Below are 12668 nucleotides of genomic sequence, written 5' to 3' on the forward strand. Positions count from 1 at the left end.
CTCAGCAATCCAGGCAGGAGCGGCGTTCGGTGTCACTGATGTCGCCGCGTTCGCGTTGCCATTGGCGCCGCCGTAGCCGCTCATAGGCCTGGCAGAACTCTTCGCCCAGGGCGCTTCGCAGGTCGGTATCGGCGCTGAACGCATCCAGGGCTTCACCCAGATCGGCGGGCAGCCGCTGGCATTGGCCAGGCGTGAGCGGGTTGGCGTAGTTGTCGTTGTCGTGGCGCGGGCCTGGATCGAGCTGGCGCTCAATCCCATCGAGCCCCGCCGCCAGCACCGCTGCTTGCAGCAGGTAGGGGTGGGTGGAGCCATCCGGCAGGCGCAGTTCCAGACGTTGCCCATCGGGGATGCGCACCATGTGGGTGCGGTTGTTGCCGGTGTAGCTGATCCCGCCCGGGCTCCAGGTGGCGCCGGAGGTGGTCGGCGGTGCGGCGAGGCGCCGGTAACTGTTCACCGTGGGGTTGGTGATGGCGCAAAGCGCCGGTGCGTGCTCGATGAGTCCGCCAAGGAAGTGATAGGCCAGCGAGGAGAGGCCCAGCTCACCGTTGGGGTCGTGGAACAGATTGCGCCCGGCCATCGCACTGCCGTTGGCTCCCCACAGGGAGAGGTGGGTGTGGCAGCCGTTGCCGGTAAGGGCGGCGAAGGGTTTGGCCATAAAGCTGGCCCGCAGACCCTGTTGCTCCGCCATCGCCTTCACCATCACCTTGAAGAAGGCATGGCGATCCGCAGTGGTGAGGGCTTCAGCGAAAGTCCAGTTGATCTCGAACTGGCCGTTGGCATCCTCGTGGTCGGCTTGGTAGGGCCCCCAGCCCAGCTGCTCCATCGCGGTGAGCAAGGGCCCGATGAGGCCGAACTGGCGCATCAGCGCCAGCTGGTCGTAACAGGGTTTTTCCTGATGATCGGCGGTGTCGGCGATGGCGGCGCCATCGGGGCTGAGCAGGAAAAATTCCGCCTCAACGCCGCTGCGCAGCTCGTAGCCGAGTGCCGCTGCTCGTTGCTGCTGCCGGCGCAGCAGGCGACGTGGGCACTGCGCCATGGGCTCGCCATTCAGTGTGAGCTCGGCGGCCACCCAGCCCACACCCGGTTGCCAGGGCAGGGGTGTGAGGCTGCTGGGATCGGGAATCGCCATCACATCCCCATCGGCGGGGGAGAGGTCGAGCCAGGCGGCAAAGCCGGCAAAGCCGGCTCCATCGCCCGCCATGGCTGCGGCCGCTGACGCGGGGACCAACTTGGCCCGCTGCATTCCGAACAGATCGGTGAACGACACCAGCAGGAACTGAAGCCCGAGCTCCTGCATCTGTGCGTTCAGGGTTGGGGAAGGAGTGTTCATGCCGGAGTGGGGTTGCGGAATTAGAGGGCGATGGGTTGGGCGAGCAGCTCGGCCACGATGCGCTGCAGCTGCTGTTGCTCGGCAGCACTGCTGTGGGGGTTGCCGGCGCGGTGCCCCAGTTCGGACTGGATCAGATGCCACTGCGCCCCTGGGATCGCAGCGGCGTCTGCCGCGAGATCGTCGGGGGTGAAATAGAGGTCGTGGCTGCCGGCCACCACCGCTGTGCGGGCCTGGATCGCCGCCAGGGTGGCGGGGAGATCACCGCCGGCTGCGACATCGTGCGCGAGCCAGGTGTCGAGCATGGCGATCAGATCGCGCGGATCATGGCGCTGGTAGTGGGGCAACCACTGCTGTTCCACGTGCTGCTCCACCGGCTCCTGCAGGCCGCGGAAAAACGGCTGACTCGCCGCCCAGCTGGCATAGATCAGCGCATAGGTGCGCAGCCCCTGATCCGGTGGATCTGAGAAGCCCGATCCGTTCCAGTTGGCATCGGCGGTGAGAGCCTGGCGCAGGCTGAGGCAGAACAGTCGGTTATGGGGTGAGGTGCGCGTGGTGCCGCAGACGCAGCAGATGCGCTCCACAAGCTCCGGCCGATCCACGGCCCACTGGTAGGCCTGCTGGGCTCCCATCGACCATCCGTAGATCAGGGCGAGCCGTTTCACCCCAAAGGCCTCCATCAGCAGCTGGTGTTGGGCGGCCACGTTGTCGCGATGGCTCACCACCCAGCCCTGCTCGGCTAGACCCATGGCTCCGTGGCTGGGGCTGCTGGAGGCGCCGTTGCCGAACTGGCCCGCAATCACGATGCAGTAGCGATCGGGATCGAGAACGGGGCCAGCCAGCCAGGCCAGATCGTCGGGCCGGGCGCCGTAGGAGGTGGGAACCAGGATCAGGTTGGAGCGATCGGCATTGAGCTCGCCGATCTTCAAGTAGGTGATCTGGGCATCCGGGATGGTCTTGCCGCACTGCAGAGGCCAATGCCCGAGATGGTGCTGCTGCAACTGGGCTGTCATGCAGCCAGTGCCGCAAGGTTGCGTTGCAGGCCGCGATGAACGTTGATGTAGCCCTGATCGAGATGGTGCAAGGCCGGAGCCACATAGCCGTGGGCTTTGGGCAGGGCGTGGAACGGTATGGAGGCGTAGAGGTGGTGTTCGGCATGGAACGGCATGTTCCACATCAGCCAGCGCAGCGGCTGCAGCGTCAGCGTGGTGCGGGTGTTGCGGGTGCCGTCATCGCTGAAGCTGCAGCCGCCGTGCTCGGCCAGCAACACGAAGCGCAGCAAGGGTTGTCCCACCGCCAGGGGGAGCAACCAGGCCCAGAAGAGCAGCCCATTCCCGCTGGGAATCGAGGCCAACAGCAAAAGGCCGTAGAGGCCAAATTGCAGCCGCACCGATCGCGTGACCTGAGCGGCTGCCTCCTCAGGGATATAGGGGCAGCCGCTGAAATCCCCCAGCAAGGCGCGCGTGTGGCCGCGGAGTTTTCCGATCCACCAGGTGAGTCCGCTGAGCTCGAGGAGATAGGCGGCCAGGGTGCTGGGTGCCGGATCCTCCAGTTCCGGATCGAGCCCGGGCTGATGGGTGTAGCGGTGATGCCACTGGTGATAGCGGCGATAGAAATCGGCGTTGTAGAAGCTCAAGACCCCGGCCCACCAGGCCACCGTGTCGTTGAGGCGGCGGCCGGCGAAAGCGGTGCGGTGGCCGCACTCGTGCATGGCGCAAAAGCAGAACGCCAAGCCAGCGCCCAGCAGGACCAGCGCCACCAGCCGCAGGGGGAGCGGCAGGTCGCTCCGCAGCCACAGGCTTGCCGTCACCGCGATGAACGCAGCATGCGCGAGGGTCTGGCGCCAGCCGGGGCCATCCGAGCGTTCGTTGAGTTGGCGCAGAGCGTCGGGTGGAATCAGCGCTGGGCTGAGCGGGTTGGCGGCCATCGATGGATGGAACGGTCGCTCGCACTGTCTGTCAGTGCCCTGACCGCTGACCGTTCAGCCTGAACAACCGGCCGGGCGGCTCAAACCATCCGCTCTGGCCGCACCCACTGGTCGAACTCTTCGCCGCTGATTTCGCCCAGCACCAGTGCGGCTTCCCGCAGGCTGAGGCCGTGCTTGTGGGCGTGTTTGGCAATGCCGCTGGCGCGGTCGTAGCCGATGGCGGGGGTGAGGGCCGTGACCAGCATCAGGCTCTGGTTGAGCAGCCTCTCGATGCGCTGTTCGTTGGCCCGCAGGCCCTCGATGCAGTGCTCACGGAAGCTCGTGCAGGCGCCGGCCAGCAGCTCGATGCTCTCGAGCACGTTGTGGGCAATCAGGGGTTTGAACACGTTGAGTTCAAAGTTGCCCTGGCTGGAAGCCATCTGCACGGCGGTGTTGTTGCCCATCACCTGCACGGCCACCATCGTGAGGCTTTCGCACTGGGTGGGATTCACCTTGCCCGGCATGATCGAGCTGCCGGGTTCGTTTTCCGGCAGTACCAGTTCGCCCAGGCCGCAGCGGGGGCCGCTGCCCAGCCAGCGGATGTCATTGGCGATCTTCATCAAGCTGCCGGCCAGCACCGTGAGCGCGCCATGGGCTGATGCCAATGCTTCGTGGCCGGCCAGGGCCTGGAATTTGTTGGGGGCACTGCTAAAGGCTGTGCCCAGCCGTTCGCTCAGGCGTGCGGCCACCGCCTCGCCAAAGCCCTTCGGGGCATTGAGGCCGGTACCCACCGCGGTGCCGCCGATGGCGAGTTCGCGTACGCGTGGCAAGCTCTGGCGGATCGCCTCCAGCGCCAGTTGCAGCTGCATCACGTAGCCGCTGAATTCCTGGCCCAGGCTCAATGGCACCGCATCCTGCAGATGGGTGCGGCCGATTTTCACCAGGCCGGCGTAGCTGGTGGCCTTGGCCTGGAGCGCGGCGGCGAGCTGCTCCACCGCCGGTAGGAGCTGTTGCTCCAGTTCGAGCACCACGGCCACGTGCATCGCAGCCGGGAAGGTGTCGTTGCTCGACTGGCTGAGATTCACATGATCGTTGGGATGCACCGGGCTCTTGCTGCCGAGCTCGCCGCCCAGGGCCTCCACCGCTCGATTGGCAATCACCTCATTGGCGTTCATGTTGCTCTGGGTACCCGAGCCTGTCTGCCACACCTTCAGCGGGAATTCCGCGTCGAGCTCACCGCCAGCCACCTGCTCCGCTGCCGCCACGATGGCGGCGCAGAGGCCTGGCTCCAGCTTGCCCAGATCACGGTTGGCTTCGGCGCAGGCCGCCTTCAGTTGCCCGAAGGCGTGCACGATCGCCAGCGGCATGCGCTGACCGAAGGGGAAGTTGGTGATCGAGCGCTGGGTCTGGGCACCCCAGTAGTGCTCGGCGGGCACCGCGATGGCGCCCATGCTGTCGGTTTCCTGGCGGGTGCTCATCGGCGGCTGCGAGTTAAGGATCAGCGGGAGGCCACGATTTCGCTATTCAGCTCGTTCACATCGCGGCTGAGGCTCAAGGTCACATCACCCTGGGGTTTGAGCCCGGTGATCTCGCTGAGGGCGGCGTTGATGGCATCGATGCTCACAGGTCCGGTTTCATCGAGAACAGCCTTGCCATCGCTGTTGAAGACCACCACCTGAGGAATCACACCTCTCCAATAGGAGGCCGGATCGGTGGGCCCGTGCGTGTCGCGGTTCTGCAAGGGATCGGTGGACAGCAGGATCAATTCCACGCTGCGGCCCCAGAGCCGCTGCAGTTCGTTGAACACCACGGCGTATTGCTTGCTGGCGGCACTGTCGTCGAGGAAATAGCCCAGCACGATGGGCCGATGGTTGGCCATGGCATCGGCAAGGGTGCTGCGGGGTGGCACCAGAGAGCCGTTGCCGGCGTAGAGGGCGTAGATGTTGCCGTCGTAGCTGTTGGTGTCGCGGGCGGCGTGGGCCGCACCAGGAGCCAGGCCGAGCGCGAGCAGAGCGGAGAGGACCAGGGCTGCCAGGGGTTTCAGCAACCGGGCCAGGAGGCCAGGCATCAAGACGACAAAGAGGCTGCCGCCATTGTGGACTCCGGCCTTGGATTGTTGCTGGGTTGCTTTAGCCCCGCCCCACGCTGCGGCCCATTCCTTGCAGGATGCCGCGGCCCACCAGGCCGATGGCACGGCCGATCACTTGCGTCAGCACCACAACGAACAGATCTCCCACCCGCCGCACGAAGCTCTGAAGCTGCGGAGCAAGGGCATCGCGGGCCTCCAAGCTGAGGGTGATCAATTGCTGGGTCCAGCTCAGCTGGCGCAGCTCGCCGTCGCGAGGTTCGGTGAGCAGTAATGGGGTGATCGCCCCGTTCTGCAAACCAAACAGCAGCCGGCGGCTTTCATAGAGCTGCACGGGCCGTTCGAACAGGTTGTCCCAGCGCTGCTGGGAGTTGAGCTGGTTGCGCAGACGTTCCAGGTTGCGGGTGGCGAGCAAGTCGGGTCGCAGCAGGTAGCGGCGCAGCTCCGGCCAGGCGCTGCAGCAGCTGAGGATTTCAGCGCTGATCAATTCGGCGCTGCGGATCAACCAGTTGCTGATCAGCAGTTCCAGATGCAGAAGGGCCTGGGGCTCATCCGGCGCCAGAAGCCGCCCCTCCACCAGGAGCGGTTGGGCCTGCACCAGGGCCGCCAGCATGGGAAGCGCCAGGGGGAGATCGGGATCAAGGCCCTCCAACTGGCTGGCGCTACTGAGGCTCTCCGCCACCGGCAGCAATCCCCCCTGCTGGGGCAGTTGCACGTATTCACCGGCCATGGCCCGCAGCGACAGACGGCGCAGTTCGGGCTGTTGCTGCAGCCAGCGCTGCTCCAGCTCTTCGCCGCGCAGCTGTTCATGGCGCAGGCGGGTGATCAGCAGATCCAGCTGACTGATCAAGGCCAGCAGTAGATCGCGGCGGTGCTCCTCGGTGAGGCCTTCGAGGGCCAGCAGCTGGCCGCTTTGATTGCTCAGGTCTGCGGTGATAGCGGCGGTGATCCGTTGTTGTATCGCTTGCCATACGCCTTCGGCTGTGCGTTGGCGCAGGGTGATCGCCAGGGTCTGAGGTGGTTCGGGTTGGGAAACCCGTGGGGCCACTGGCTCGGGAAAGGCCATGCTCACGGGGCCCCAGAGCCAGAGCAGCAATCGGCGCGCCGCCGCAAGCTCCCGCAGCCGGCCGAGCAGCAGCAGCCTGCTCACGCCTCCGCCGCACTGCTCCAGCCAGCGCTCACAACGGCACTGTTCCGCCTGGATCTGGCTGAGGCCGCTGCGCAGCAGCCATTGGCCGAAGCCGAGTGCTTCGGGTTCAGGGCTGTTGGCTGCCAGGGGGCGCAGTTCCACGATGCGGCCGCCGCTGAGCAGGGTGGCCACGGCTTGGGGGATCTCGCTCGGCTCCGCCTGCTGCAGCACCCCTTCGGCGCTGAGGCGCAACAGCGCTTCACTGGGGTATGGCGTTTGGCCTGGCAAGAGCAGGAGCACCGGGGCCGGTTGCCAGCGCTCCTGCAGCTGCTGGAGTTCGTAGTGGAGGCTGGCCAGGGGCAGATCGTTGCCACAGCTCCAGATCACCAGCTGCACGCCGCTGATGGGTTCGGCAGGGTTGGTGGCGATGCGGTAGTCGCGATCAAGCAGCCGCACCAGGCCTTCGCGCAGGAGCGGTTCGGCCAGGATCAAAAGCTGGGGTGCGGCCTTGGCCTGAGGCACGTGCGCCAGGTGATGCAATCTGGCGCGCACGTTAACGGCCCTCGGCTGGGTTCTCCAGCTCAGCGGGGCCGGCCGCTCAGATGCAGGGTGTAGGTCTCGATCGAAAAGCCGGTGTGCTCCTCGATTTGACGCAACAGCTCAACCGGAAGTTCCACATCCAGATCCTGGATGGCCCCTGTTTTGAGGCAGGTGAGATGGCTGTGGGGATCGCTTCGATAGCCGTAAAGGCGGCCATTGGCACGATCGAGGCACTCGATCACGCCGGCGCTCTGCAGGGCCTCAAGGTTTTGATACACCGAGGTGTGGCCGATGTTGCGGCCCCGGGCATTGAGCTTCTCGAAAATGTCGCGGGCGCTCAGGTGATCTTTCACATCCCAGAGCAGCTCCAGCACCATGCGGCGCTGCCGCGAGAGGCGCATGCCCAGATCACGGCAGCGCGCAATCGCTCCCTCCAGACCGCTCTGGATCTGCTGTTCAGCTGTAGGAGGAAGGGATGTCGCCCCCAAAACAGGCGTGTGTTGCTTACACCGTTATAGAACCCGTAGACGAAGTGAGTGCGTCTTGTAAGCGTTCCGGGCCAATCGCCTGCAGCGCCTCCGCCAGATCCACGGTGCCGTCGTAGAGGGCGCGGCCCACGATCACCCCTTCCACGCCCAGGGGTGCGATCGACAGCAGCGACAGGATGTCGTCGAGGGTGCCGATGCCGCCGGAGGCGATCACCGGAATCGAGCTGGCTTCCGCCATCGCCCGCAGCGCTTCGAGGTTGGGGCCGGCCAGGGTGCCATCGGTCGCGATGTCGGTGCTGATGATCGCGGCCACGCCGCAGCCTTCGAAGCTTTTGGCCAGATCCGTGGCCTTCACGGTGCTGGTTTCGATCCAGCCGCGGGTGGCCACCAGGCCGTCTTTGGCGTCGATGCCCACCACCACCTTGCCGGGGTGGCGTGCCGCCAGCTCCTTCACCAGCTCGGGCTTCTCGATCGCCACGGTGCCGAGGATCACCCGATCGAGGCCACAGGCCAGCAGCTCTTCAGCCCGCTCAGCGCTGCGCACGCCACCCCCCAGTTGCACCGGAATGGAGAGGGCAGCGGTGATCGCCTTCACCGCCTGATCGTTCACCGGTTGGCCGGTTTTGGCGCCATCGAGATCCACCAGGTGCAGCCGCTGGGCCCCCTGGCGTTGCCAATCGAGGGCCTGGGCTACGGGGTCATCGTTGAAGCGGGTCACCTGGTCGTAGTCGCCCTGGTGCAGGCGCACGCAGTGGCCGTCGAGCAGGTCGATGGCGGGGATGATCTGCATGGATACCGGGCGGCTCAACGATTGCCAGCCAGGCTGCCAGAGGCCCCGATCGCGCAGCTGGCGCAGGGGGATCAGCAGGCGGCAGCTGCGCTCGAGCACCGCCTCCAGCCGGGCGGCACGCTCAGCCCCTTTGCCCTGCTCCCCCAGCAGCTGGAAATGGCGGTAGCCCTGGGTGAGGCCGAGGCTGGCGGGTTGGGCGGTCCAGCGCTGGGTCAGCTTCATGGCAGCTGGGCCGCGAGGCCGTAGGGCTCGTGGTCGGCCGGATCGCTGAGGCCCAGCTCGCTGCGCCACTGGCTCACGGGTTTCTCCCAGCCCTCTTCCCAACGGGCCGCCGCCAGGCAGCTGGCCTGACGGGCGATGGCCTGGCCATGGCTCACGGCCCGGCTGATGGCTTCGAACCTCTCGATCTGGAAGCGGAAACTGGCCAGCTGGCCGGCGCTGGTGAGCAGCACATAGGCCGGGAAGCCGATCTGGGCGGCTGTGACAGCCAACACGCCGTTTTCACCCTGGGGCTCGGTGCCGAAGCCACACACCACGTGGTGGATGTCGTGGGTGGTGGCGATCCGTTGGGTGAGCCACTGGGCCTCGCTGTCGGTGGGCCGCGGGCGGAAGAACTCCGGGTCGTAGCCGAGGCTGGTGATCAGGCGGGCGTAGCGCTCACCGAGGCTGCCGCTGGGTAGTTGGCTGAGCCGCTCGATGTCGGGCTGCAGGGGCGGATAGCGCTGATCCATCAGCTCAGCACCGCCGGGGGTGGCGCGAAAGCGGCGGATGCAATCGGCCATCTGGGGGCTGTCGATGAAGCTGTCCACCAGGTCGGCGATGCTGGCCAGGTCGCCGCCGCTGCGGCCGATGGCGGCCAGCAGTTTGAGGTTGTTGAGCGCCCGCAGCACCTCGTTGAACCGTCCCATGGCCGCCCGCATCGCAGGCCCCCAGTGTGGGCTGGCAAGGCTTTGAATGGCCGCCAGTTTCAACGGTTCGCGCGTGAAGATCCTCGTGATGGGCGGCACCCGCTTTGTGGGTAAGCCCCTGGTGGCTCAGCTGCTGAGCGAGGGTCATGCGCTCACCCTGTTCACACGCGGCAACAAGCCCGTGCCCGCTGGTGTGGAACACCTCTGCGGTGACCGCAGCACCGCCGAAGGCCTGGCCGCCCTGCAGGGCCGCAGCTTCGACGTGATCGTGGATAGCTCGGGCCGCACGCTCGACGACAGCCGCGCCGTGATCGAGCGCACCGGTGCCCCCAGCCACCGCTTTCTGTATGTGAGCTCCGCCGGCGTTTACGCCGACAGCGAGCTCTGGCCCCTCAACGAAGACTCCCCCACCGATCCCCTGAGCCGCCACAGCGGCAAGCTCGACACCGAGGCTTGGCTCACGGCCGAGAAGATCCCCTTCACCAGCTTCCGCCCCACCTACATCGTGGGCGCCGGCAACTACAACCCAGTGGAGAGCTGGTTCTTTGATCGGATCGTGCACGGCCGGCCGGTGCCCCTGCCCGGCGATGGCAGCACGATCACCCAGCTCGGCCATGTGAACGACCTGGCCACGGCCATGGCCCTGAGCCTGGGCGTGGATGCCGCCGCCAACCGCATCTACAACTGCAGCAGCGTGCAGGGCATCACCTTTAAGGGCCTGGTGGCTGCCGCCGCTCGCGCCTGCGGCAAGGACCCCGCCTCGGTGGAGATTCGCAGCTTTGATCCCGCCGGCCTGGATAAGAAGGCCCGCAAGGCCTTCCCCCTGCGCCAAGCCCACTTCCTCACCGATGTGACCCGGGTGCAGCGCGAACTGGCCTGGACACCCACCTACAGCGTGGAGCAGGCCCTGGTGGATAGCTACAGCAACGACTACGCCAAGCAGATGCCCACCAGTCCTGATTTCTCAGGCGATGAGGCCCTGATCGGCTGAGCCTCTTCAGGCCTTGCGCAAATAGCCCCAGGCGGAGCTCAGGGCCAGCAGGAGCGAGGGCCAGAACAGCCCGAACCCCGCCAGGTGCAGTGAAGCCACTGCGCCGGCGGGACCCCAGCCATCGGGCCAGAGCAGGAGCAGCAGCGAGGCGAACTGCAGGATCGTTTTGGCCTTGCCGCTCCAGGAGGCTGGGCCGCCGCTGCCCTGGCCTGCCCGCCAGCCGGAGATCAGCAGCTCCCGGGCCAGCAGCAGCCAGATGGCCCACAGCGGCAGGCTTCCGGCCGCCCCCAGCCAGAGCAGTGGCGCCAGGATCAGGATCTTGTCGGTGAGGGGATCGAGGCGAGCTCCCCACACCGAACCGCCGCCAGCGCGGCGGGCCAGCCAGCCATCGGCGGCATCGCTCAGGCCACCCAGCAGCAGCAGCCACCAGGCCAGGACCGGCTGGCTAAGGCTGAGGGCCACGATGAGCGGCAGGCCGATTGCGGCACGACCCACGGTGAGGCCATCCGCCAGCCGGCGGCACTGGGCTGCGTTCATGGCGGGTCACAATGGCGCCAGTCCCGAGCCTGCCATGGTCGTTGAACGCCGCGTCTCCGAAGTGATGACCACGCCGGTGCGCAGTGTCTCCACCACCACACCGCTTCAGGAGGCGGTGAAGCTGATGAGCGAGCACCACATCAGTGGTTTGCCCGTGGTGGATGAGAGCGGAGCCCTGGTGGGCGAGCTCACCGAGCAGGACCTGATGGTGCGCGAGAGCGGCTTTGATGCCGGCCCCTACGTGATGCTGCTCGACGCGGTGATCTACCTGCGCAACCCCCTCAACTGGGACAAGGAAGTGCATCAGGTGCTTGGCAGCACCGTGGGCGAGCTGATGAGCAAGCACCCGCACCACTGCAGCCCCGACACGCAGCTACCGGCAGCCGCGCGCCAGCTGCACGACCGCAGCACCCAACGGTTGTTTGTTCTCGATGCCGCGAACAAGCCCGTGGGCGTGCTCACCCGCGGCGATGTGGTGCGTGCCCTCGCGGCCGCTTAAGGCAGCGGAGGCGGTGCCGCTGGCGGCGGCATCAGCGGCGGCAGCAACGGTGGGGGCGGTGGTGCCCCCTGGGGCATCGCACCTGGCGGTTGATTCACCGCTGGGTTGAGCGCGTCGGCCTGCGGCTGGGCGGGGACCAGCGCGGGGTCGGCGGTGGTGGCATCGGGATCGGCAGGGAGTTCCTGGCCGTCTTGCAGCAGCAGGGGCGGCGGCAGATCCGGCGCCTGTGGAGCGCTGTCGTCGGGGTTGATGGTTTCGGGGTTGTTCTCCTGAAGCCGCAGTGCCATCGGATCGGCGGTGATCGGTGGTTCCCGCAGCGGCGATTGCAGGCCGTCGCGTTTGGGTGAGCGCTGGCCCTTCGGTTCCCAGATCAACCGCGCCAGGGGCTCGACGCCCTGTTCCATCAGGCGGTTGAAGCCCGCCAGGGCGCGATCGAAGAGTTGCGTCCCCAGCGACTGGCCACACTCCAGCGGATTCCCGCAGCTGCGTTTGGCGCTGCGGCTGGCGATCGCTTCCATCAGGTTGCCCTGCAGCGGCATGGCGCGCCGGCTGATGCGCAGCAGGTAGGGCACGTGCACAAAACTGGTGGCGCCGCCGCTGATCCAGTTGGCGTCGTCCTCGGTGAAGCCCTTCACCCCGGGGATGATCAGGCGGCTCTTGGAGGCATGGTCGGGCAGGTAGGCGGCCTGCAGGCCACGCCGCCGCGCCAGCGCTTTGGTTTGTTCGAGGGTGAGCCCATCGCGGCTCATCAACACCTCCAGCCGTCCATCGCGCCGCAGCCCCATCACCATGCGGATGCGGGGGAGGTAGTAGCGAATCTGTTGCCCCATCGAGATGCTGTAGGCACCGCGGTAGCTGGAGGGGGGGGCTTCGAGGTCGTTGTAAATGCTGTGCAGGCCGCCGATGAAGCTGTCGTACTCAGCAGCGCGTTCCGGGGTCAGCTCGCCGTAGCCGAAGTCCACCTGGCCGTTGCGGCGGATGCCGATGAACGCCCGCTGGCGCGCAGCGGTGCGGTTGCGCCCGCGCCACACGCGGGCGCCGAGCTTGATGTCACCGAGTGGAACGGTGATCTCCTGGCCGTTGTCGTTGACGTGCCGCTCATACATCGGGCCCGACACGTAGGCCAGGGCGGCGCTGTCTTCAAAGGCGTCCTGCTCGCGGTCCCAGCCTTCCAGCAGGTCGAGCTGCACCTGGCGGGGATCGACATCGAGGGCGTAAACCTCGTCGTTGGGTAGATAGCGGAAGGCCTCGCCACTGGCGGCGGGCACGCTGATCTCGGCGCCTTGCTGGGGTTCGGGCAGCGGCGGCGCAATCGCCACCAGAAACGCCAGCCCGGCCAGTGGCACGCCGATCGTGAGCCAGCGCTTGCGCTGCCACTGCGGCCGTGGGTCCTTGCGACGGGCGGCTGGAGGTGGCGGGGAAGCAGTGTCCAGGTTTTGCGGCCCGTTGCTGCAAATCTACGGGCCG

The 12668-nt window shown here is 66.8% G+C and carries 13 protein-coding genes and 1 pseudogene; 2 read left to right on the plus strand and 12 right to left on the minus strand.

Annotation, left to right across the window (positions count from 1 at the left end):
* Window position 1: 1 nt before the first annotated feature.
* The 10 genes and pseudogenes from glnT to CB0101_RS01885 form a co-directional block, all read right to left on the minus strand.
* Entirely contained in the window at window positions 2-1297 is a 1296-nt protein-coding gene (gene glnT / locus CB0101_RS01845) for a type III glutamate--ammonia ligase (protein WP_010309204.1), read from the minus strand.
* A gap of 53 nt (window positions 1298-1350) precedes the next feature.
* Window positions 1351-2340 (minus strand): alpha/beta fold hydrolase, encoded by a 990-nt coding sequence (locus CB0101_RS01850; RefSeq protein WP_010309200.1) that lies wholly within the window; start codon window positions 2338-2340, stop codon window positions 1351-1353.
* Window positions 2337-3254: a fatty acid desaturase gene (locus CB0101_RS01855; protein WP_010309197.1), complete on the minus strand. Its 918-nt coding sequence runs from the start codon at window positions 3252-3254 to the stop codon at window positions 2337-2339. Before CB0101_RS01855 ends, CB0101_RS01850 begins: the two co-directional genes overlap by 4 nt.
* An 80-nt stretch (window positions 3255-3334) precedes the next feature.
* A complete protein-coding gene (gene fumC, locus CB0101_RS01860; RefSeq protein WP_010309195.1) occupies window positions 3335-4711 on the minus strand; it encodes a class II fumarate hydratase in 1377 nt (458 codons plus the stop codon).
* A gap of 20 nt (window positions 4712-4731) precedes the next feature.
* Window positions 4732-5301 (minus strand): thylakoid membrane photosystem I accumulation factor, encoded by a 570-nt coding sequence (locus tag CB0101_RS01865; protein WP_010309193.1) that lies wholly within the window; start codon window positions 5299-5301, stop codon window positions 4732-4734.
* A gap of 61 nt (window positions 5302-5362) precedes the next feature.
* Window positions 5363-6970, minus strand: a complete 1608-nt coding sequence (locus tag CB0101_RS01870) for a DUF3685 domain-containing protein (RefSeq protein ID WP_029552991.1) — start codon at window positions 6968-6970, stop codon at window positions 5363-5365.
* Between the two features lie 59 nt (window positions 6971-7029).
* Complete coding sequence (locus CB0101_RS01875; RefSeq protein WP_010309188.1) at window positions 7030-7389, minus strand: Fur family transcriptional regulator; 360 nt, start codon at window positions 7387-7389, stop codon at window positions 7030-7032.
* Window positions 7390-7492: 103 nt separating this feature from the next.
* The gene (gene hisA, locus CB0101_RS01880; RefSeq protein ID WP_029552989.1) at window positions 7493-8266 is read right to left on the minus strand and encodes a 1-(5-phosphoribosyl)-5-[(5-phosphoribosylamino)methylideneamino]imidazole-4-carboxamide isomerase; all 774 of its coding nucleotides are present in this window, start codon (window positions 8264-8266) and stop codon (window positions 7493-7495) included.
* A gap of 33 nt (window positions 8267-8299) precedes the next feature.
* Window positions 8300-8488, minus strand: a pseudogene (locus CB0101_RS15590) (TIGR02450 family Trp-rich protein); the annotation flags it as partial.
* On the minus strand, window positions 8485-9174 hold the full coding sequence (locus CB0101_RS01885; protein ID WP_029552988.1) for a Coq4 family protein: 690 nt from the start codon (window positions 9172-9174) through the stop codon (window positions 8485-8487). The pseudogene CB0101_RS15590 and the gene CB0101_RS01885, both read right to left, overlap by 4 nt.
* 73 nt (window positions 9175-9247) lie before the next feature.
* Between CB0101_RS01885 and CB0101_RS01890 the strand changes: the two genes are divergently transcribed.
* Window positions 9248-10165, plus strand: a complete 918-nt coding sequence (locus tag CB0101_RS01890) for an NAD-dependent epimerase/dehydratase family protein (RefSeq protein ID WP_029552987.1) — start codon at window positions 9248-9250, stop codon at window positions 10163-10165.
* 6 nt (window positions 10166-10171) lie between these two features.
* Here the strand turns inward: CB0101_RS01890 and CB0101_RS01895 are convergent, their stop codons facing one another.
* On the minus strand, window positions 10172-10702 hold the full coding sequence (locus tag CB0101_RS01895; RefSeq protein ID WP_010309176.1) for a CDP-alcohol phosphatidyltransferase family protein: 531 nt from the start codon (window positions 10700-10702) through the stop codon (window positions 10172-10174).
* A gap of 34 nt (window positions 10703-10736) precedes the next feature.
* On the opposite strand from CB0101_RS01895, the gene CB0101_RS01900 reads away from it, so the two are divergent.
* Window positions 10737-11201 carry a CBS domain-containing protein gene (locus CB0101_RS01900; protein WP_029552986.1) on the plus strand — a complete coding sequence of 155 codons (465 nt, stop codon included), beginning with the start codon at window positions 10737-10739 and terminating at the stop codon, window positions 11199-11201.
* Here the strand turns inward: CB0101_RS01900 and CB0101_RS01905 are convergent.
* Complete coding sequence (locus tag CB0101_RS01905; RefSeq protein WP_010309170.1) at window positions 11198-12547, minus strand: hypothetical protein; 1350 nt, start codon at window positions 12545-12547, stop codon at window positions 11198-11200. The genes CB0101_RS01900 and CB0101_RS01905 overlap by 4 nt on opposite strands.
* Window positions 12548-12668: the final 121 nt, after the last annotated feature.

It is taken from the genome of Synechococcus sp. CB0101, from assembly GCF_000179235.2.
Classification (GTDB): Bacteria; Cyanobacteriota; Cyanobacteriia; order PCC-6307; family Cyanobiaceae; genus Vulcanococcus.

Excerpts from the sequence above, each read along its gene's own strand:
- glnT (WP_010309204.1), bottom strand. The coding sequence starts at position 1,297 with ATGCAGGAGCTCGGGCTTCAGTTCCTGCTGGTGTCGTTCACCGATCTG.
- CB0101_RS01850 (WP_010309200.1), bottom strand. The coding sequence starts at position 2,340 with ATGACAGCCCAGTTGCAGCAGCACCATCTCGGGCATTGGCCTCTGCAG.
- CB0101_RS01855 (WP_010309197.1), bottom strand. The coding sequence starts at position 3,254 with ATGGCCGCCAACCCGCTCAGCCCAGCGCTGATTCCACCCGACGCTCTG.
- fumC (WP_010309195.1), bottom strand. The coding sequence starts at position 4,711 with ATGAGCACCCGCCAGGAAACCGACAGCATGGGCGCCATCGCGGTGCCC.
- CB0101_RS01865 (WP_010309193.1), bottom strand. The coding sequence starts at position 5,301 with ATGCCTGGCCTCCTGGCCCGGTTGCTGAAACCCCTGGCAGCCCTGGTC.
- CB0101_RS01875 (WP_010309188.1), bottom strand. The coding sequence starts at position 7,389 with ATGCGCCTCTCGCGGCAGCGCCGCATGGTGCTGGAGCTGCTCTGGGAT.
- hisA (WP_029552989.1), bottom strand. The coding sequence starts at position 8,266 with ATGCAGATCATCCCCGCCATCGACCTGCTCGACGGCCACTGCGTGCGC.
- CB0101_RS01885 (WP_029552988.1), bottom strand. The coding sequence starts at position 9,174 with ATGGGACGGTTCAACGAGGTGCTGCGGGCGCTCAACAACCTCAAACTG.
- CB0101_RS01895 (WP_010309176.1), bottom strand. The coding sequence starts at position 10,702 with ATGAACGCAGCCCAGTGCCGCCGGCTGGCGGATGGCCTCACCGTGGGT.
- CB0101_RS01900 (WP_029552986.1), top strand. The coding sequence starts at position 10,737 with ATGGTCGTTGAACGCCGCGTCTCCGAAGTGATGACCACGCCGGTGCGC.